At 70.0% G+C, this 20539-nt stretch carries 13 protein-coding genes and 1 riboswitch; of the genes, 9 read left to right on the forward strand and 4 right to left on the reverse strand.

The genetic code is table 11. The annotated features are described in order from the left end of the window. The first annotated feature begins 36 nt into the window (after positions 1 to 36). Positions 37 to 1527, forward strand: coding sequence for a cell division protein PerM (locus ACTVCO_RS03335; RefSeq protein WP_443726955.1), 1491 nt, complete (start codon positions 37 to 39; stop codon positions 1525 to 1527). Positions 1528 to 1639: 112 nt separating this feature from the next. Further along, positions 1640 to 2299 (forward strand): phosphoribosylglycinamide formyltransferase, encoded by a 660-nt coding sequence (gene purN, locus ACTVCO_RS03340; protein ID WP_443726956.1) that lies wholly within the window; start codon positions 1640 to 1642, stop codon positions 2297 to 2299. 133 nt (positions 2300 to 2432) lie between these two features. Here purN and ACTVCO_RS03345 read toward each other — a convergent pair whose 3' ends face one another. Next, the gene (locus ACTVCO_RS03345; RefSeq protein WP_443726957.1) at positions 2433 to 2564 is read right to left on the reverse strand and encodes a zinc finger domain-containing protein; all 132 of its coding nucleotides are present in this window, start codon (positions 2562 to 2564) and stop codon (positions 2433 to 2435) included. Here ACTVCO_RS03345 and ACTVCO_RS03350 point away from each other — a divergent pair. Both ACTVCO_RS03350 and ACTVCO_RS03355 read left to right on the forward strand, forming a co-directional pair. Further along, positions 2535 to 3203: an ABC transporter ATP-binding protein gene (locus tag ACTVCO_RS03350; RefSeq protein ID WP_443726958.1), complete on the forward strand. Its 669-nt coding sequence runs from the start codon at positions 2535 to 2537 to the stop codon at positions 3201 to 3203. The genes ACTVCO_RS03345 and ACTVCO_RS03350 overlap by 30 nt on opposite strands. Next, positions 3196 to 4422 (forward strand): ABC transporter permease, encoded by a 1227-nt coding sequence (locus ACTVCO_RS03355; RefSeq protein ID WP_443726959.1) that lies wholly within the window; start codon positions 3196 to 3198, stop codon positions 4420 to 4422. Before ACTVCO_RS03350 ends, ACTVCO_RS03355 begins: the two co-directional genes overlap by 8 nt. 149 nt (positions 4423 to 4571) lie before the next feature. Here ACTVCO_RS03355 and ACTVCO_RS03360 read toward each other — a convergent pair whose 3' ends face one another. Beyond that, entirely contained in the window at positions 4572 to 5090 is a 519-nt protein-coding gene (locus ACTVCO_RS03360) for a ferritin (RefSeq protein ID WP_443726960.1), read from the reverse strand. 113 nt (positions 5091 to 5203) lie between these two features. Continuing rightward, positions 5204 to 5292, forward strand: a riboswitch (ZMP/ZTP riboswitch). Positions 5293 to 5329: 37 nt separating this feature from the next. Between ACTVCO_RS03360 and purH the strand changes: the two genes are divergently transcribed. Beyond that, complete coding sequence (gene purH / locus ACTVCO_RS03365; RefSeq protein WP_443726961.1) at positions 5330 to 6949, forward strand: bifunctional phosphoribosylaminoimidazolecarboxamide formyltransferase/IMP cyclohydrolase; 1620 nt, start codon at positions 5330 to 5332, stop codon at positions 6947 to 6949. 59 nt (positions 6950 to 7008) lie between these two features. Here purH and ACTVCO_RS03370 read toward each other — a convergent pair whose 3' ends face one another. Next, a complete protein-coding gene (locus ACTVCO_RS03370; protein WP_443726962.1) occupies positions 7009 to 8475 on the reverse strand; it encodes an FAD-dependent oxidoreductase in 1467 nt (488 codons plus the stop codon). A gap of 170 nt (positions 8476 to 8645) precedes the next feature. Here ACTVCO_RS03370 and ACTVCO_RS03375 point away from each other — a divergent pair, with 170 nt between their 5' ends. After that, the gene (locus ACTVCO_RS03375) at positions 8646 to 9104 is read left to right on the forward strand and encodes a DUF3017 domain-containing protein (RefSeq protein ID WP_443726963.1); all 459 of its coding nucleotides are present in this window, start codon (positions 8646 to 8648) and stop codon (positions 9102 to 9104) included. Positions 9105 to 9287: 183 nt separating this feature from the next. On the opposite strand, the gene ACTVCO_RS03380 is transcribed toward ACTVCO_RS03375, so the two are convergent. Further along, positions 9288 to 10247 (reverse strand): MIP/aquaporin family protein, encoded by a 960-nt coding sequence (locus ACTVCO_RS03380; protein WP_443726964.1) that lies wholly within the window; start codon positions 10245 to 10247, stop codon positions 9288 to 9290. A 230-nt stretch (positions 10248 to 10477) separates the two neighbouring features. On the opposite strand from ACTVCO_RS03380, the gene ACTVCO_RS03385 reads away from it, so the two are divergent. The 3 genes from ACTVCO_RS03385 to pulA all read left to right on the forward strand — a co-directional run bounded on the left by ACTVCO_RS03385 (position 10478) and on the right by pulA (position 20456). Next, positions 10478 to 11695, forward strand: a complete 1218-nt coding sequence (locus ACTVCO_RS03385) for an NADP-dependent isocitrate dehydrogenase (protein WP_443726965.1) — start codon at positions 10478 to 10480, stop codon at positions 11693 to 11695. 139 nt (positions 11696 to 11834) lie between these two features. Further along, the gene (locus tag ACTVCO_RS03390; RefSeq protein ID WP_443726966.1) at positions 11835 to 12827 is read left to right on the forward strand and encodes a malate dehydrogenase; all 993 of its coding nucleotides are present in this window, start codon (positions 11835 to 11837) and stop codon (positions 12825 to 12827) included. 240 nt (positions 12828 to 13067) lie between these two features. Continuing rightward, positions 13068 to 20456, forward strand: coding sequence for a pullulanase-type alpha-1,6-glucosidase (pulA, locus tag ACTVCO_RS03395; protein WP_443726967.1), 7389 nt, complete (start codon positions 13068 to 13070; stop codon positions 20454 to 20456). Positions 20457 to 20539 lie beyond the last annotated feature (83 nt).

A 20539-nucleotide genomic window follows, 5' to 3' on the forward strand; every position in this document is an offset into this window, starting at 1 on the left:
CCTGCCGCGAGCCTCGGTGTGGGTGACGATGGAACGATGAGCGCACCCACAGGAGCGCTCGCCGTCCTCGGACGCCGCCGCGGCCGCGTCATCGACGGCGGGCCCACGACGCACCGGACAGAACACTCCTCGTGGTTGACGGGGGTGCTCGCCTCCGCGCAGGCGTGCGTCCTCACGGTCCTGCTCATCACGCTTCCGGCCCTCACCGTGTTCGTGCTCTCGTCGGGCGATCCCTCGAACACGGACGTCTCATGGTTCGTCTCGGTTCGCGTGGGGCTGGGGCTGTGGCTGCTGGCCCACGGCGTCCCTGTCGCCGTCGGGGGCACGACGATCTCGATGGTGCCCCTCGGGCTGTCCCTGCTGTGCGGCTTCGTCCTGCACGCATCCGCACGGCGCACGATGCGCCCGGACGCCGCGGCCTACGGCGCCGGTATCGCCGCCTATGCGGCCGCAACGGTTCTGCTCGTTCTTGTCGCTGGCCTCGCGGGTGGTCCGCAGCTCGTCATGGCCGCCGTCGGGGGCGCGCTCGTCGCTGCGCTCGGACTGGGGGCGGGGTACGTGACGCACCCCGACGGGCCGCGCCTCGCGAGAGCGCTCGAACCGGTCACCTCGCGTCTGCCGCTGTGGATGCGCCTCGGGATGCGCGCGGGCTTCATCGCGTCCGGCCTTGCCGTGTTCGTCGCGACCCTCCTTCTCGTCGTGTGGATCGTGGCGGGACGCGGACCGACGCTCGACATCGTCCACTCGCTCGACGTCGGGGGCTTCGACGCCGTCGTGCTCGCGGCTGCCCAGTCGATGTTCGCCGCCAACCTCGTCCTGTGGGCGCTCGCGTGGATGTCCGGCGCTGGCTTCTCGTTCGGAGCTGAGACTCTGTTCTCGCCGACCTCGGCCGTCGTCGGACCGATGCCCGTCGTGCCGCTCGTCGGGACGATCCCGACGGGACAGCCCGCCGCTGCGTGGGTCGTCGTGCCGGCCGTGCTCGTGCTCATCGGTGTGACCGTCGGGATCTTCGTGCACCGCCGGATGCCGGACCGGCGCTGGCTGACGCTCCTCGGAGCGCTGCTCGCGACGGCGGTCACCGCAGGTCTCGTTGTCGGTGTCCTTGTCTCCCTTGCCTCGGGGGGAGTGGGGCCGGGGCGCATGCAGGACGTCGGCGCGGATGCGCTCGTCGTCGGGCTCGTGGTCGCCGGAGAGATTCTTGCGGGCGCGGCCGTGACGGCCGTCCTGCTGCACCCCGCGTCCGTCGCCTGGTTCCGCGGCCTCGACGGCAGCGTGCGGGCGGCCCTCCGTAGAGGGCGGGCGACCAAGCGCCCGAGCGGGAGCGAGCCAGCTGCGTCGGCTCCGAGCGTGCGCAGCGGGGGCACAGCGGCGTCAGCCCGCACCGCGCGCACGGCCGGGACCAGCGTGAGCGCGCGCACCGCGCGCACGACCCTCACGACCCCGACGACCCGCACCGTCGCGTCAAGCGCGACCTCGGCATCGGCGGGTACGAGCGCGACGACGTCGAGCGTCCCGTCCGGCGAGTAGACGACCCGGCTGCACTCGCGTGCGCACGCACGTGCGCCGCGGTGCCGCCGCGCGGTGGTTCGCGCGGCGGACCAGGCCGCGCAGCATGCATTCGCGCCGCTACCGTGGAGCCGTGACCGACTCCGAGAGCATCGTGCCCCACCCGTCCGCGGCGGGTCGTTCCGACGTCGCCCGCCTCGTCGTCCTCGTCTCGGGGACGGGCTCGAACCTCAAGGCGCTGCTCGACGCCCACGACGACCCCGCCTACGGTGCGCGCGTCGTCGGTGTCGTCGCGGACCGACCCGGTGCCGGTGGGCTCGGCCACGCACGGGACGCGGGCGTTCCCACCGCAGTGGTCCGGGTGGGTGACTTCGAGACGCGCGCGGAGTGGGACGTCGCGCTCGCGAAGACCGTGGGCGTGTTCAGCCCGGACTGGGTGGTCTCGGCCGGGTTCATGAAGATCCTGGGTGAGGCGTTCCTCGCCCGCTTCGGCGGACGCACCCTCAACACGCACCCTGCGCTGCTCCCGTCGTACCCCGGTGCGCACGGTGTGCGCGACGCGCTCGCGGGCGGGGCTCGCGTCACGGGCGCGACGATGCACGTCGTCGACGCAGGGGTCGACACGGGTCCGATCGTCGCGCAGGTCGCGGTCGACGTCGCCGACGCCGACACCGAGGAGACGCTCCACGAGCGCATCAAGGTCGTCGAGCGGGCGATGCTCGTCGAGAACGTCGGACGCATCGCACGTGGCGGCCTCGTCGTCGAGGGGCGCCGCACGCGCATCGGCGGGTAGGTCGGGCCTTGCGCCGTCTCCGGTCGTGCACCCGTCACCCCCACGCCTCGTAGCGCTGCTGCGACCTCCAGCGCGAGTGGCGCCCGTGGTTGAGCGAGCTGTGCCGACCGCGAGGGAGATTGTCGTTGAATCGTCAACATCGCCCATAGTGTGAGAACGGGGTATCTATCCGTATCGAGGTCTTATAGCGTCCACAGCGTGGACAGGGCTGCCCGCATTGAGAAATGCGAGAGTGATGAGAGACAAGATCCACCCCACCAGCCACCCGGTTCTCGCATTGAGCGGAGTGACCAAGTCGTACGGTCGAGGACGCGACAAGGTCGACGTCCTCCACGGCATCGACATCGAGGTGCGACGCGGTGAGGTTGTCTGGCTGCGCGGAGCCTCTGGCTCTGGAAAGTCCTCGATCCTCCGCGTAGCAGGGCTGCTCACCACCGTGACCTCAGGCGTCGTGGCCGTCAACGGCACGGCAGTACCTGACCTCGACGACGCGCACGCCCTACGTCGCGAGACGATCGGCATGGTGTTCCAGCACAGCAATCTCCTGCCGGAGCTCACCGCGCTCGAGAACGTCGTCATCGCCATGCGCGACGTCGACCGCGCCGCCGCCGCCGCACTCCTCGAACGCTGGGGGCTCGGAAGCGTCTCGGGACGGCGAGCCAAGCAGCTCTCCGGCGGGGAGAGCCAGCGCGTCGCGCTGTGCAGGGCCATCGTCAACGCTCCGTCGCTCATCCTCGCCGACGAGCCCATCTCAGGACTCGACGAGGCAAACGGCGACAAGGTCCTCTTCTTCCTCGAAGCGGCGAGCCACGACGGCGCTGCCGTGCTCGTCGCGAGCCACGACACGTCGCTTGAACGCATCGCCACACGCACGATCGATGTCACGGGAGGCCGTCTTGTCTAACATCTGGATCCTCGTGCGCGCAGACATCCGGCAGGCGCTGCGTCGTCAGCTGACGATGCTCGCTCTCATCGTCGTCTTCGTCAGTGCTGTGCTCGTGTGCCAGGCCGTCATCGGTGCTGGCGCAGAGAAGTTCGCCGCAACCATGCGCGAGAGCTCAGCGATGAACCTCATCGAGGTGTCGTCGACCTCTCAGCACAGTCAGCGAGCGGTCGACGCCGACGCTCTTGACGACATCGCCGCGATCCCCGGCGTCGCGGCCGTCTACCCCTGGTTCCAGGTCGACCTGGCGCTCGACGACCCCCACGACCTCCCCGACGAGAACATCCCGCTCTCGTCGGCGCTGTGGGGCACTCCTCTCATCCCCGGGCTCGAGCCGGACATCGTTCTCGGCGCTATCCCGGAGGGTGGCCTCAAGCAGTCCGACATCCTCCTGCCTCGTGACGTTGATGGCGGAACTCTCGATCACCTGCTGGGCCGGACCGTGCGCATGGCGTACACCCAGGTGACGGGCGTGGGTACCGGGACCGCTGCGCTACGCGACTTCACCGTCGTCGGGATCTTCGACAACTCTGTCCCGGGCCGCGAGGGAATGACCCCGTCGTATGTCGCGCTCGAGACCCTCACAGAGATCAACCGCGCGGCCGGAACAGGAGTGCGTGGGGTCGACGTGCCGTTCGACATCGCTTACGTCAAAGTCAGCAACCTCGACGATCTCTCCTCGGTGCAGCAGACCCTGGCGAGCAATGGGTTTGCGGTCATGAGTGTCGCCTCGCAGCTGAGCGAGCTGGGCGGGCTCTTTGACGTCATGGAGGCACTCACCTGGATCTTCCGCGTCATCCTTGTGCTCGTCTGCCTCGGCGTCGGCGGCGCCGCGGGTGCGATCTGGGTCCAGCAGCGAACACGTGAGATCGGGCTCCTCAAGGCGATCGGGTGGCGTCGGCGTTCGATCGTGCTGACAGTGGGAGCCGAACTGCTCGTCCTCGGCGCGCTGGCGGCTTCCGGCGGGCTGCTGCTGGGGGTCGTGCTCTCGCTAGGGACGACTGCCGTCATCGCGGATGCCGAGGTCTCCATGTTGCCGGTCGCGGCGTGGCAGGTCCCGCCGGTGGGATCCATGCTCGTCGCCTTCGCGCTGGTCCCCATCTGCATGCTCGTCGGTGCCGCGCGCAACATCCGTGCTGCGGCGAACACGGACCCGGACGAGGCGCTCCGCGACCTGTAGCCGGGCCGTTCAGACCCGGCGGAACCCGTCACGCCGACGCCGTGGGGGAGCGTGCCAACGAGGAGGTTGGGCTTCCCACGGCTACTCGTAGGCCCTCAGCACCATCGAACGGTGCTGAGGGCCCACGAGTCACTAGAGCTGGGGCCGTGTCAGGCCGTCTCGGCGGCCGCGTCAGTGCCCGCGCGGGACCCGAGCTGGTCGTCGATGCGCAGCAGGCCCGAGCCGTCGTCACCGACGAGGCGCAGGCGCCCGAGGATCTCCCCGACGCTCGCCTCCTCCTCGACCTGCTCCTCGATGAACCAGTGGAGCAGCGGGATGACGTCGATCTCGCCGACCTCCTGCGCGAGACGGTAGAGGTTGCGGATCGACTCCGAGACTCGCTTCTCGTGCGCGAGGGACGCCTCGAAGCACTTGACGACGCTCGACGTGTCAATGACGGGCGCGGCGATCGCGCCGATCTGCGGCGTGAGGCCGCGGTCGGTCGCGTGCGCGGTGAACTTGGCTGCGTGGACGCGCTCCTCGTCGGACTGCAGGCGCATCCAGCGGGCCATCCCGGGCAGGTCGTGGTTCTCGAGGGCGATCGAGAGCTGGAGGTAGGCGATCGACGACTCGAGCTCGAGCGTGATCTGGTCGGCGAGGGCAGCGGCGAAGCGCGGGTCGATGCTCATGACGACGACGCTAGTCGTGGCGTGCGCACCGCACCAGCAGGTACACCGCCGAGTCGTCGCCGGAGCTCACGTGACGAGCACCTCGGCGTCGTCGCTCCCGCCCCCGCTAGACTGGTCGCGGTCGTGACTGGCGAGGGTGGACCAACCACCGGGGAGCGGCCAAGGTTCGCGTCGAGGAACGCCGCCCGCCTGGGCGTCCCGGCACCGCCCGCCGTCAGCGAACCCTCGAGGAGCCCCTCATGACCTCCCCCTCCGCACCCATCGCCGCGCTTGCGGACGACGCGCGCCGCCCCGTGCGCCGCGCACTCGTCTCCGTCTACGACAAGACCGGCCTCATCGACCTCGCCCGCGCGCTCGCGGGCGCGGGCGTCGAGATCGTCTCGACCGGCTCGACCGCCGGCACGATCGCTGCAGCCGGCATCGCCGTCACGGGCGTCGAGGACCTCACGGGCTTCCCCGAGTGCCTCGAGGGCCGCGTCAAGACGCTCCACCCGCGCGTCCATGCGGGCATCCTCGCCGACGCCCGCAAGGACGACCACCTCGCGCAGCTTGACGAGCTGGGCGTCGCGCCGTTCGAGCTCGTCGTCGTCAACCTCTACCCGTTCACAGCGACCGTCGCGTCGGGCGCGAGCCCCGACGAGTGTGTCGAGCAGATCGACATCGGCGGCCCCACGATGGTGCGCGCTGCCGCGAAGAACCACCCGTCGGTCGCCGTCGTCACGGACCCCGCGCAGTACGGCTCGGTCGTCGCGGCGCTCGGCGCGGGCGGCTTCACGTACGCGGAGCGTAAGGCGCTCGCGACCGCAGCATTCGTCCACACTGCGTCGTACGACGTCGCGGTCGCGTCGTGGATGAGCTCGACGGTGTCGCCGACCGACGAGGTCGAGATCGGCGGCGAGACCATCGCGACGGGCTTCCCGGCGTGGATCGGCGCAACGTGGACGCGCGCGGACGTCCTGCGCTACGGCGAGAACCCGCACCAGCGCGCGGCGCTCTACGTCGACGGATCGACCGACGGCCTCGCGCAGGCGACGCAGCTCCACGGCAAGGCCATGAGCTACAACAACTACGTCGACGCCGACGCCGCGTGGCGAGCCGCGCACGACCACGGCGAGCAGCCGACCGTCGCGATCATCAAGCACGCGAACCCGTGCGGCATCGCGGTCGGCACCGACATCGCCGATGCTCACGCGAAGGCGCACGCGTGCGACCCGCTGTCTGCCTTCGGCGGCGTCATCGCGCTCAACGACGTCGTCTCGCCGCAGGCTGCGCGCCAGATCGCCGAGGTTTTCACCGAGGTCGTCGTCGCACCGGGCTTCGAGCCCGAGGCCCTCGACATCCTGCGTGCGAAGAAGAACGTGCGCTTGCTGCTCGTCGACGCGGAGCCGTCCGCGCCCGTCGAGACGCGCCCGATCTCGGGTGGGTTGCTCGTCCAGGCAGTTGACCGTGTTGATGCAGCGGGCGACGACCCGACGACGTGGACGCTCGCAGCCGGTGACGCGGCCGACGACGCGACGCTCGCGGACCTCGCGTTCGCGTGGCGTGCGGTGCGTGCCGTGAAGTCGAATGCCATCCTCCTCGCGGCCGGGGGCGCGTCGGTCGGCGTCGGGATGGGGCAGGTCAACCGGGTCGACTCGTGCCGCCTCGCGGTCGAGCGTGCGGGCGAGCGCGCGACCGGTTCGGTCGCGGCGTCCGACGCGTTCTTCCCGTTCGCCGACGGGCTCCAGGTGCTGCTCGAGGCGGGCGTGCGCGCAGTCGTTCAGCCCGGTGGGTCGGTGCGTGACGACGAGGTCGTCAAGGCGGCAGCCGCGGCGGGGGTGACCCTCTACTTCACGGGCACGCGTCACTTCGCCCACTGAGCGCGTCCTCGACTTCTCTTCTCGATAGCCGATCCGCGCACCTCACGTGCGCGGATCGGCTATCGAGCTCTCAGGGGGAGGGTTGGGTCCGACGCCGTCGCGGGCGCGAGGCGGGGAAGATCCGCCCCGCGGAAGAGCCGCCGGGCGGCGGCGACGTCGCGCGGGCGGTCGACGACGAAGACTGCCGTGAGCGTGCGCAGCGCATCGTCGCCCGGCCCGTCGGCCGCGTCACCCGCCCTGCCCGACGCGTCGGCGGCCCTCTGCTCATCCGCTGCAAACCACAGGGCCACCCACCCGTCGGCGCTCGCAGGATCACCGCGCAGGACGACCTCGTCCTGCGCGCGAGGTGCGCCATACATCGCCACCTCGTGCCCGAGCATCGTCGAGAAGACGTACGGCGCTGGGTCCAGAGGGTTGGTCGACCCCGGGTCCAGAAGTGACCTCACCGCCGCCTCGGGCCCGGTGAGCGCAGCGTCCCAGTGCCCGCCCGCGACGGTCCCGTGCCGTGCTGACTCACGCAGGGCGGCATCGCCGACGACGCGCAACCACGGGTGCCGCCCCGCGGCGCGACCGGCTCCGCCGGCAAGGTCCCCAGCGGCAGACGCCGGGCCCGACGCGGCGACGTCACCCGCGCAGTACGGCCGCATCGCGGAGTCGACGAGGACCGACCCGTCGCCCGCGCGGACAAGCTGCGCGGTGACGTCGCCGGGCGGCAACGGTGCAGGTCGCGCGCCGACCGAGGCGAGGATGACATCCGCGGGCACGCGCGTGCCGTCCTCAAGAACGACTCCGTCGGGCTCGACGGACCCGACCCCCGCCCCCGTGAGCAGGACGACCCCCGCGTCCTCGAACCACGCGCGCGTGTGCGCGCCGACGGCGCCGAGCGCCCCCTCGAGCGGCTGAGCCGCGCGTTCGACGACCGTGACCTGGGCGCCTGCAGCGGCCGCGACCCCCGCCACCTCGGAGCCCACCCAGCCCGCGCCGATGCAGACGAGCCGCGGACGCTCATGCGCGCCAAGCGCGGTGCGCAGCCGTTCCGCGTCGGCGAGGGTGTGCAGCGTGAGCGCGTGCTCCCAGCCGGGCACGCGAAGCGCGCCCGAGCCGGTCGCGAGCACGACCGCGTCGACGACGATCTCACCGGAGATAGGTGCGGGCGGGCTGCCGGGCTCTCCCGCGAGCGTCGCGTCGGTCAGGGTCGCACGGTACGGGCTGCCACCGGAGGCCGCGGCGGAGTCGATGCGCGTGACGCGCGTTCCCAGGCGCACCTCGACGCCGATCGCGTCGAGGTCGATCCCGAGATCGGCGCCCAGGTCGACCCGCATCGCGTCGTCGAGCAGATGCTTGGAGAGGGGCGGGCGGTCGTAGGGACCGTGCGGCTCCGCGCCCACGAGGTGGACGGGACCCGTGTGCCCGTGCTCGCGCAGCAGCGCAGCGGTCCGGAGACCTGCGAGCCCGGCCCCGACGATGAGCACGGAGGCCTCGGCCGGGAGCGGGGCGGGATGAGTGGCGGCGTCGGCTGGTGTCACCGTGACACCGTAACGGGGCTGACGGACGTTGCGGGAGGGGGCGACGGGCTGGACGGGCCATGACCGGTCACAGCGCGACGTGCGTCAGCGCCCGTGGTGCCGCGCGCGGTCGGGCCGCCGGTAGGCTCTGAGGGTCGCGGTGCGGTGCCGCGGCGGGGTGAGGAGGACGGATGGGCTTCGGCCGAGCTCGCGGACAGGATGTCCCCGCCTCCGACGCCTCCTCGGAACCGTCGGACACGATCGACGCGCCCGACCCCGGAGCGCGCGACGCCGCGAACCCCGCAGAGCAGACGGGGTTGGCCCCTGAGCCGCTCGTCGACGAAGCCGTCGTCCCCGCCCACTTCGACGATGCCGAGCAGGCCGCTCGCGCGATCGCCCCGCGCCGCAACGTGTGGATCTGGGTGAACGCGGGCCTGCTGGCCGTCGTCTGCGTCCTTGCGGTCGTGTCGGGGCCGCGCGTGGCCGCGTGCGCCCTCGCCGCGCAGTCCGGGCTCGCGGGAGCGGTGCGCCTCATCGTCCGCACCCCCGTCGCGGGGCTCGAGGTCCGTAGCCGCTGGCTCGACGCCACCTTCTACTGTGGTGCCGCGCTCGCGCTCGTCGCGCTCGCGCTCACGGCCCCGCTCGACTGACCCCGCGTCGGACGGTCCGGCGTCCGACGGTCCTGCTCGCCCGGACCTGTGTCGGAACCTGCCCGGGCACCACGGCCGTGCGGTACAGCCCGACGGCCCCCACAGCCGCGCGGCACAGCCCGACGACGAAGGCCCGTGGTTCCCGGCGCTGCCGGGAACCACGGGCCTCGTGCGTTGCCCACCTCAGTCGCGCGTGGTCGTGCCGTCCTGCTCGACCTCGACCTCGTCCGTGCCCGCGTCCGTGGAGTCAGCCGACGCGACGAGCTCGCCACCCTCGGAGATCTCGACGACCTCGACGGTCTCGTCCGCGTACGGGACTGCCTCAAGCGCGAGGGGTGCCGTGCCGAGCGCGATGATCCGCGCGACGAGCCCAGCGAGCAGGGCGCCCGCGAGCGGGCCGACGACGAAGACCCACACCTGCGACAACGCAGTGTCGTTGGCGAGGAACGCGACGCCGAGGGAACGTGCCGGGTTGACCGAGCCGCCTGTGAAGGGCATCGCGACGAGGATGGCCGCGGCCATCGTGATACCGACCCACAGGGGGGCGAGGCTGCGCGCGGCTGTGCGGCTCGTCACCGCGAGGACGACTGCGACGAGGATCATCGTGAGGACGATCTCGATGATGAGCGCAGCGGTCACCGAGACCGTGACCTGGCCCTGCGACAGCTGGCCGAGGAGCGCGGCCTCCCCAAACCCGTTCGCGCCTCGTGCCATGACGTCGCGCGCGGTGAACGCCGGGTTGAGCGCGGCCGGGAAGGTCGCGGGGATGGTGGCGCGGAGGACCACAGCCGCGAGCACGCTGCCGAGGACCTGGGCGAGCCAGTAGACGGGGACGTCGAGCCACCGCAGGCGACCGGCGACCGCAGCGCCGAGCGTCACCGCCGGGTTGATGTGACCGCCCGAGACGTTGGCGATGACCGCGAGCGCGGCGGCCGCACCCAGGCCGAAGGCGAGGCTCGTGGCGAGGACGTCGCCGCCGATGACGCCTGTGTAGATGGCGGCACCCACGCCGAGCAGGACGAAGACGAACGTGCCGAAGGCCTCGGCTCCTGCGCGCAGGAGGAGCGGGGGCTGAGCGGGGGCGGCCTCGAGAAGGAGGAGGTCGTCGAAGGAGTCGGACGCGGACGCGTCGAGCTGCGACATGGTGATCCTGTCTGTCACGTGGTGGCCGGCGACCGTGCGCCGCCGGAGGGTCCGAGCGTTGGAGGTGTGTCGTGACGATCCTGCCGTCACGTGCTGGACGATCCCTGAGTGTGCCACTCCGGGCGGTCGCGGACGAGCAGGACGTCACGTGTGCGGAACTATCTTGACGTCAAGAAATCCGGTATTCTGGCGGACGGACACCCCTCACACAGCACAGGAGCGATGCGCGCATGGGCAAGATCAAGGTCGTCAACCCGGTCGTCGAGCTTGACGGTGACGAGATGACTCGCATCATCTGGCAGTTCATCAAGGACCGCCTCATCCACCCGTACCTCGACATCGACCTCAAGTACTACGACCTGTCGATCGAGAACCGCGACGCGACCGACGACCAGGTGACGATCGACGCTGCGAACGCGATCAAGCAGTACAACGTCGGCGTCAAGTGCGCGACGATCACGCCTGACGAGGCGCGCGTCGAGGAGTTCGGCCTCAAGAAGATGTGGGTCTCGCCCAACGGCACGATCCGTAACATCCTCGGCGGCGTCGTCTTCCGCGAGCCGATCATCATCTCGAACATCCCGCGCCTCGTGCCGGGCTGGAACAAGCCGATCATCATCGGCCGTCACGCGCACGGCGACCAGTACAAGGCGACGAACTTCAAGGTTCCGGGCGCTGGCACGCTCACGCTCACGTACACGCCGGCCGACGGCTCCGAGGAGATCAAGCAGACGGTCGTCACCTACGGCGACGACGGTGGCGTCGCCATGGGCATGTACAACTTCAACGAGTCCATCAAGGACTTCGCGCGCGCGTCCTTCGCGTACGGCCTCCAGCGCCAGTACCCCGTGTACCTCTCGACGAAGAACACGATCCTCAAGGCGTACGACGGACAGTTCAAGGACCTCTTCCAGGAGGTCTTCGACGCGGAGTTCAAGGAGCAGTTTGACGCTGCCGGGCTCACGTACGAGCACCGCCTCATCGACGACATGGTCGCCTCGGCCATGAAGTGGGAGGGCGGTTACGTCTGGGCGTGCAAGAACTACGACGGCGACGTCCAGTCGGACACGGTCGCGCAGGGCTTCGGCTCGCTGGGCCTCATGACGTCGGTCCTCATGACGCCCGACGGCAAGACCGTCGAGGCCGAGGCGGCGCACGGCACGGTGACGCGTCACTACCGCCAGCACCAGCAGGGCAAGCCGACGTCGACGAACCCGATCGCCTCGATCTTCGCGTGGACGCGAGGCCTCATGCACCGCGGCAAGATCGACGGCACGCCCGAGGTCGTGAACTTCGCGCAGACGCTCGAGGACGTCGTCATCGCGACGGTTGAGTCCGGCAAGATGACGAAGGACCTCGCGCTTCTTGTCGGTGCGGACCAGGCGTGGCTGACGACCGAGGACTTCCTCGCGGCGCTCGACGAGAACCTCGCGGCGCGTCTCGGCTGAGGAGGCCCGCCACACGATCGACGGCCCGCCTGGATTCGTCCCGGCGGGCCGTCGTGCACGATGGTCCTGTGCTACGTCGCCGCTGGTGGCGGAGGATAGGAGTAGGACGCAGGAAGTTGACGACAAAGGAGTTGGGACGATGACTGCGACACCAGTGACAGTGACCGTGACGGGGGCGGCGGGCCAGATTGGCTACGCGCTTCTCTTTCGGATCGCGTCCGGGCAGATGCTCGGGGCGGACACTCCCGTGCGGCTGCGGCTGCTCGAGATCCCCGCGGGGGTGCGGGCTGCCGAGGGTACGGCGATGGAGCTCGACGACTGCGCGTTCCCCCTGCTGTCCTCGATCGACGTGACCGACGACGTCACGGCGGCGTTCGACGGCACCAATGTGGGGCTGCTCGTGGGGGCGCGGCCGCGCTCGAAGGGCATGGAGCGCGGCGACCTGCTCTCGGCCAACGGTGGGATCTTCGCGCCGCAGGGCGCGGCGATCAATGCCGGTGCGGCCGACGACATCCGCGTCCTCGTTGTCGGCAACCCGGCGAACACGAACGCGCTCATCGCCTCCAAGCACGCGCCTGACGTGCCAGCGAGCAGGTTCACGGCGATGACCCGTCTCGACCACAACCGCGCGCTCTCGCAGCTTGCCGCTCGCGGCGGCGTGCCCGTCGGGGCGGTCCGCAACGTGACGATCTGGGGTAACCACTCGGCGACGCAGTACCCGGACATCTTCCACGCGGACGTCGCGGGGCGCTCTGGTGCGGAGTTCGCGGCGGACGCGGACTGGTACCTCGGGGACTTCGTCCCGAAGGTCGCCAAGCGTGGGGCCACGATCATTGAGGCGCGGGGCGCCTCGTCGGCGGCGTCGGCTGCCAACGCGGCGATCGAGCACGTGCACGACTGGGTGCTCGGCACGCCCGAGGGTGCGTGGACGAGCGCGGGCATCATGTCGGACGGCTCGCACTACGGCGTGCCTGAGGGAATCGTCTCGTCGTTCCCGGTGACGTCGTCGGGAGGGCAGTGGGAGGTCGTCGACGGGCTCGAGATCTCCGAGCTGTCCCGCGGACGGATCGATGCGTCGGTCGCTGAACTTCTCGAGGAGCGGGACGCCGTCGCCGAGCTCGGCCTCGTCTGACTCCACCCCTCACTGCCCCGCCGACGTCTGGTCGGCGGGGCAGTGTCATGTGCGGGCGTCGTGGGTGTGACGCACGTCGCAAGAACACGGCCGCTTCTGCCCGTTTCCTCCGTCGTGGAAGCGCTCCTATCGTCCCATGATGTCGGTGTTTTTCGTCCTCTTGCAGCAAGTTTCAGTAAGCGTTAGCCTCTGCCGCGAGAGTGCCCGACACAGTGGTCGGGCCGACGAAGGAGTCGTGAGATGCAACATCGGACGCCCAGGCACGCGATACGTCGTGCGAGCGCGGCGCTCACCACGCTCGCCCTGACCGCCACCGGGCTCGTGACGATCGCAGCAGCACCAGCTTTCGGCGCCGATGACGCAGCGGGCTACCGCCTCGTCGGGAGCCTGCAGACCGCGTTCGGCTGCGCCGACGCGTGGCTCCCTGCCTGTGACGACAGCGCCCTCACGCAAGTGGGGGACTCGGCGCTCTGGACGGCCACCGCCACCCTGCCCAAGGGCGAGCATGAGTTCAAGGTGCTCAACGGCGACACCTGGACCGACAACCAGGCGTGGGGTCGCGCAGGGTCGACCGGTCCGGATGCCGCGAACATCCGGCTCACCACCGACGGCGCCGCCGAGCTCACGTTCTCCTTCGACACCGGGACCGGCCGCGTGAGCATCACGCCGACCGACCCCGTCGCTGCCCCGACGGCGGCCGACGCGCCGCGCCCCGTGCGCCAAGCGGGATCGGACGAGCAGTTCTACTTCGTCCTCACCGACCGCTTCGCCAACGGCGACCCGGGCAACGACACGGGCGGCCTCATCCCCGACGGCGACGAGAACGACCGGAGCGTCTCCGGCTTCGACCCGACGGACAAGGGCTACTACCACGGCGGCGACCTCACGGGCCTGCGCGACAACCTCGACTACATCGAAGGCCTCGGGTCGACTGCGATCTGGCTGACGCCGTCGTTCAAGAACCGCGCCGTCCAGGGCACGGGCGCCGACCAGTCGGCGGGCTACCACGGCTACTGGATCACCGACTTCACGCAGATCGACCCGCACCTCGGGACCAACGCGGAGCTCGACGCGCTCATCGCTGACGCGCACGCCCGCGGTATCAAGGTGTACTTCGACATCATCGTCAACCACACCGCAGACGTCATCGACTACGAGGAGGGCGTGTACACCTACCGCCCCGTGGGCGAGGACCCCTACACGCCGTTCATCCCCGTCGGCCTCGAGGACGTCAAGGTCCCCGCGGCGCTCAACGACACGGCGCTCTACAACAACCGGGGCAACTCGACGTGGCAGGGCGAGTCGGCGATCCTCGGGGACTTCGACGGTCTCGACGACCTCGACACGAAGAAGCAGGCAGTCGTCGACGAGTTCATCGACATCTATGAGCACTGGGCGACCTCCGGAATCGACGGCTTCCGCATCGACACGGCCAAGCACGTCGACTTCTCGTTCTGGGAGAAGTGGACGACCGCGATCAAGGCGGCGACCGCAGCCGACAACCCTGACTTCTTCATGTTCGGCGAGGTCTATGACGCGGACCCGGTCAAGCTCTCGCCGTACCTGCGCGACTCCGACATGGACTCCGTCCTCGACTTCACGTTCCAGGACGCGGCGGCCGTGTGGGCCCAGGGCGGCAAGGCCTCGAACCTCACAACACTCTTCGCGGGCGACGACTACTACACGACCGCGACGAAGAACGCCCACTCCCTGCCGACCTTCCTCGGCAACCACGACATGGGCCGCATCGGCAACTACATCATGAGCGAGAGCACTCCCGAGAAGCGCTCCGAGCTCGCACACTCGCTCATGTACCTCACGCGCGGCCAGCCCGTCGTCTACTACGGCGACGAGCAAGGCTTCGTCGGCTCGGGCGGTGACGGCAAGGACAAGAGCGCGCGGCAGTCGCTCTTTGCGTCCCAGGTGGACGAGTTCACGGAGCAAAAGCTCCTCGACGGCACGACGGCCGGCTCGGTCGACCGGTTCGGGACCGACACGGCGCTCTACACGCGCATTGCCGAGCTGGCGACGCTCCGCTCCGCGCACCCGGCCCTATCCTCGGGCGCTCAGATCGAGCAGTTCGCCGACTCGGAGGCTGGCATCTACGCGTTCTCACGCGTCGACACGGCCGCACCCGACATGCACGAGTACCTCGTCGCAGTGAACAACGCGACGAGCGAGAAGTCGGCGACGTTCACGGCGCTCACGCCGGGCGCTGAGTTCGCAGGCCTCTACGGCACGACCGGCTCGGTGACGTCGGCGTCCGACGGCACCGTGAGCCTCACCGTGCCCGCGCTGTCCGCAGTCGTCCTCGCGACGGACTCCAACCTGGTGGCGGACTCCGACGCGATCACGCCCACGCTGTCGCTCGCAGCCGGCACAGGGCTGCGCCTCGATGGCGCGGTCGCCGCGAACACGCCACCCGACACGCGCTCACTCAACGCGATCTCCGTCGACCTCGGAAGCGAGCGTTACGCGGAGACGACGTTCTGGACCCGCCTCGTGGGCGCCGACGAGTGGACGCTCCTCGGCACCGACGACACGACGACCCCGCGCGTCTTCCTCGACACCGACGGCTACGCGGTCGGTGCGCTCCTCGAGCTCCGCGCGGTCGTGCGGGACGCCGCAGGCAACCTCACCCAGGCAACGACGACTGCGGTCGTCGGCGACGACCACGGACCTGGCTTCGACGCGGCAAGCGACACCGCCTCACGTCTGACGATCCCCGGCTCGCACGGAACCGAGATCGGCGGCTGCGCCGACTGGACCGTGGGATGTGAGTCGATGGCGCTGACGAAGCAGTCGGACGGCACCTACGAGGGCACCTTCGACATTCCCGCGGGCACGTACGACTACAAGTTCGCCTACGGAACCGACTGGGGCAAGGACTACGGTCCCGGAGGGGTGCAGAGCGGTCAGAAGAACTACGCGTACACCCACGCGGGTGGCCCGGTGACGTTCTACTTCGACCCCGTGACCAAGCTCGGCACGAACACCGCTGAGGGCAAGGTCCTCACGGTCGCGGGTGACTTCCAGGCGCAGCTCGGCTGCGCTGCTGACTGGTCGGACGCGTGCCTCCTTGGTCAGCTTTCGCTGCGTGACGACGGCACCTACCGCTACGTCCTCGAGGGCCTGACCCCGGGTGGGTACGAGCTGAAGATCGTCGAGGGGCTGAGCTGGGACGCGGCCTACGGGACCCCGAGCGGCGGGAACCTCACATTCGAGATCACCGCCGAGCACCCGGCTGCGATCGTCACGTTCGATCCGGCGACCAACGCCATCATGATCGAGACGGGCGCTCCGCCGCAGGAGGGCCCCGAGCCGCTGCGTGACGTCACGGTGAGCATCGCTGGATCCGTCAACGCCGCGATGGGCTGCGCGAGCGACTGGGTAGCCGACTGCACCGACGCGGTCCTCACGACGCAGGTCGGTTCGGTGTACTCCGGGACGTTCACGCTCCCGGCGGGCACGTACGAGTACAAGGTCGTGATCGACGGCTCATGGAGTGAGAACTACGGAGCCAACCGTCTTCACGACGGACCCAACATCACGTTCACGCTCGCTGACTCGACCGACGTGACCTTCGTGTACGACGATGTCTCGCACTTCGTCGACGCGATCTACGAGGGTGGACCGAGCCGGTTTGCCGTCGTCGCAGGAACCGTCCAGGACCAGCTCGGATGCGCCGGAGTCTGGGACCCGTCGTGCCTCGGCTCATGGCTCCAGAACTGGGACCGCGACGGCCGCGTCTACGTCCTGCAGACCAACCGCCTGAAGAAGGGGTCGTATTCTGCCAAGGCCGCGCTCGATCTCGGCTGGGCCGAGGCCTACCCGGGCAGCGATCTCAGCTTCACCGTCCCGAAGGACTACGCAACGATGAACTTCCGCCTCGATCTCACCTCGAAGGAGTTCACGGCAGCAGCCGATGACTCGGTCGCGGGTGACGGTGCGCGCGCTTACTGGCTCGACGAGCGCACGCTCGCGGTCCCCGCCTCAGCGGCCGCGGACGCGACGTGGACCCTGTGGTCGTCCGCGATCGGGTCCATCACCTATGCGAAGACTGGAGTGACGACACCCGTCGGCACCCAGTCCTACGCGCTGACCGCGCTGAGCTCGGGGCTGCCCGCGGCTCTGCGCACCGCCTACCCGCACCTCGCGACCTACGCGGCTCTCGAGCTCCCCGCAGGTCTCGACCGTGCCGAGGTCGAGGCGGCCCTCAAGGGCCAGCTCCTCGTCTCCGCCGAGAAGGCTGGCGAGGTGACGTACGCAACGAGCGTCCAGCTCGCCGGCGTCCTCGACGACGTCTACGCGGCCGGGCTCGACCGCGACCTCGGCGTCACATGGGCGGGCAACGTCCCGACCCTCGCGCTGTGGGCTCCGACCGCGCGCTCGGTGACGACGCAGGTGTGGCTCGAGGGCGATGGCGTGGCCGACGGTCCCATGACTGAGGTTGCCGCGGTCCGCCAGGCCGACGGCACCTGGGTCACGCAGGGAGCTGCGGCGTGGAAGAACGCGGCGTTCCGCTACGACGTCGAGGTGTACGTGCCCGCGACCGGCACGGTCGAGCACAACCTCGTCACCGACCCGTACTCGGTTGCGCTCACGCTCAACTCGACGCACTCGGTCCTCGTCGACCTCACGGACCCGGCCTACCGGCCGGCCGCGTGGGAGACCCAGGCCGCGCCAGCGATCGCGCGTCCTGTCGACCGTTCGATCTACGAGCTGCACATCCGTGACTTCTCGATGACCGACCCGTCGGTCCCCGAGGCGCATCGCGGCACCTACCTGGCCTTCGCAGGCGAGGGCAACGGCGTCAAGCACCTGCGCAAGCTCGCTGACGCCGGCCTCAACACGGTGCACCTCCTGCCGTCGTTCGACATCGCGACGATCGAGGAGGAGCGCGCAGCGCAGAAGACGACGGGTGACCTCACGGCATTCGGCCCCGCGGCCGAGGACCAGCAGGAAGCAGTCACGGCCATCAAGGACGAGGACGGCTTCAACTGGGGCTACGACCCCATGCACTGGACGGCACCCGAAGGCTCGTACGCGACCGTCGGCAACCAGGACGGCGGCAAGCGTGTCGCTGAGTACCGCACGATGGTCGGTGCGCTGCACAAGAACGGCCTCCAGGTCGTCCAGGACGTCGTCTACAACCACACGGCGGCCTCGGGCCAGGACCCGAAGTCGGTCCTCGACCGCGTCGTGCCCGGTTACTACCAGCGGCTCTCGGCGACGGGTGGGGTCGAGAACTCGACCTGCTGCTCGAACGTCGCGACCGAGAACGCGTTCGCCCAGAAGCTCATGGTCGACTCGGTCGTCACGTGGGCGCGGGAGTACAAGATCGATGGCTTCCGCTTCGACCTCATGGGACACCACTCCAAGGCGAACATGCTTGCGGTGCGTGCTGGGCTCGATGAGCTGACGCTCGCGAAGGACGGCGTCGACGGTTCGGCGATCTACCTCTACGGAGAGGGATGGAACTTCGGCGAGGTCGCGAACAACGCGCGCTTCGAGCAGGCCACGCAGGGGCAGCTGGACGGCACGGGCATCGGGACGTTCTCCGACCGCCTGCGGGACGCCGTCCACGGCGGGTCGCCTGTCGACGGGGGCTCGACCTTCGTCCAGGGCTTCGGGACCGGACTGGCCACCGACCCGAACGGCGCCAAGCGCGGTGACGGCGGCACGAACACCGGAGCCGCCGACGAGATCGCCGACCTGCGTCACCAGACGGACCTCGTGCGCCTGGGCCTCGCGGGCAACCTCGCCGACTACACGTTCACGACGTCGGCCGGTTCCGCGCAGCGCGGGGACGAGATCGACTACCGCGGAGCTCCCGCAGGCTATGCGAGCCAACCGGACGAGGTCGTCACGTACGTCGATGCCCATGACAACGAGACGCTCTTCGACATCCTCGCGCTCAAGCTGCCGAAGGACACGGCGATGGCCGACCGCGTGCGGATGAACACGCTGTCGCTCGCGACGACGACGCTCTCCCAGACGCCGACGTTCTGGCACGCGGGAACGGACCTGCTGCGGTCCAAGTCCCTCGACCGTGACAGCTACAACTCCGGTGACCACTTCAACGCGGTCGACTGGACCGGTCAGAGCAACAACTTCGGTGTGGGCCTCCCGCCGGAGGAGAAGAACGGCGAGAAGTGGTCGCTCATGGCCCCTCTCCTCGCCGACCCTGCGCTCAAGCCGGCGGCAGCTGACATCGCGGCAGCACACGCGCAGGCGCTCGACCTCTTGCGCATGCGGTACTCGACGAGCCTGCTGCGTCTCGGCTCGGCAGACCTCATCAAGCAGAAGGTGACGTTCCCCGGATCGGGTGCCGACTCCGTGCCTGGCCTGCTCCTCATGCAGGTCGACGACACGGTCGGTTCGGATGCCGACCCTGCGCTCGACGGCGCGCTCGTCGCGTTCAACGCGTCGCCCGCACCGATCACGACGAGCGTGGCAGGGCTCAAGGGACGTGCGTTCATGCTCTCGCCGATCCAGGCCAACGGCTCCGACGCAGTCGTCAAGGCGACGACGTTCGACGCGAAGTCGGGCACGGTGACGATCCCTGCACGGACCGTTGCGCTCCTCGTCGAGACGAGCAAGGCGACCGAGCCGACGACACCGCCCGCGACGGAGGAGCCGACCACGCCGGCTCCGACGACGCCGCCCGCGACGGGTGAGCCGACGACGCCGCCCGCGACGGGTGAGCCGACGACGCCGCCCGCGACGGGCGAGCCGACCACCCCGGCTCCGACGACGCCGGCCGCCAAGCCGTCGACGACGCGCCTGTCGCCGACGACGCTGACGACGACCCTCGGCTCGCGTGCGGTGTGGACCGTGGCCGTGAGGACGGCGGGCAAGGCTGACGGCGGAACCGTCACCCTGCGTGCAGGGACGCGCGTGCTCGGAACGGCGAAGGTCGCCAAGGGCGTCGCGAGGGTGAAGCTCTCGACGAGCGCGGTGGCACGCGTTGGACGGACGTCGGTCGTCGCGCACTTCGCGGGGACAAAGACGGCGGCGCCGTCGCGCTCCGCCAAGGGCCGCCTCGTCGTCACCCGGGCGAAGGCCAAGCTCGCGGTCTCCGGAACGACGGTCCGCACGGGGGAGCGCGCAACGCTCAAGGTCAAGGTGCGCGCAGCCGCGGGCAAGACGACGGGCCGCGTCCTCGTCTACCAGGGCAACCGCAAGATTGCCTCGGCCCGCGTCGTCAAGGGAACCGCCAAGGTGGTGCTGCCCCGTTCCGTCTCCGCGAAGGTCCGCAAGGTTCGCCTCACGGTGCGCTACTCGGGCTCGACGACCGTCGCCAAGGCCTCGACCCGCACGACCCTCAAGGTCGTGCGTGCCAAGGCACGCGTGAGCGTCTCGGCGCCCGACGCACGGGTCCGCCGGTCCGCGTACGTCACGGTGCGGGTGCGCGGCACCTCGCACGTCCGCCCCCGGGGCGTGATGACGGTCAAGCTCGACGGCACGACGATCGCCAAGGTCCGTCTCTCGGGCCGGACAGCGTCGACGACGCTGAGGATTCGCGTCGTCGCGTTCCGCCCCGGTGATCGCAATATCACGGTGTCGTACGGCGGCAACGCCCGCCTGAGCAAGGCGAGCGGGAGCACCACGATGACTGTCCGCTGATCCCGCACAGCGGCACGGCCAGGGCGCGTCCTCCTCACGGAGGTCGCGCCCTGCGTCGTGCGCAGGCGTGCACGGGATGGGGC

This window comes from Sanguibacter sp. A247 (assembly GCF_052324925.1).
In the GTDB taxonomy this organism is placed as follows: Bacteria; Actinomycetota; Actinomycetes; order Actinomycetales; family Cellulomonadaceae; genus Flavimobilis.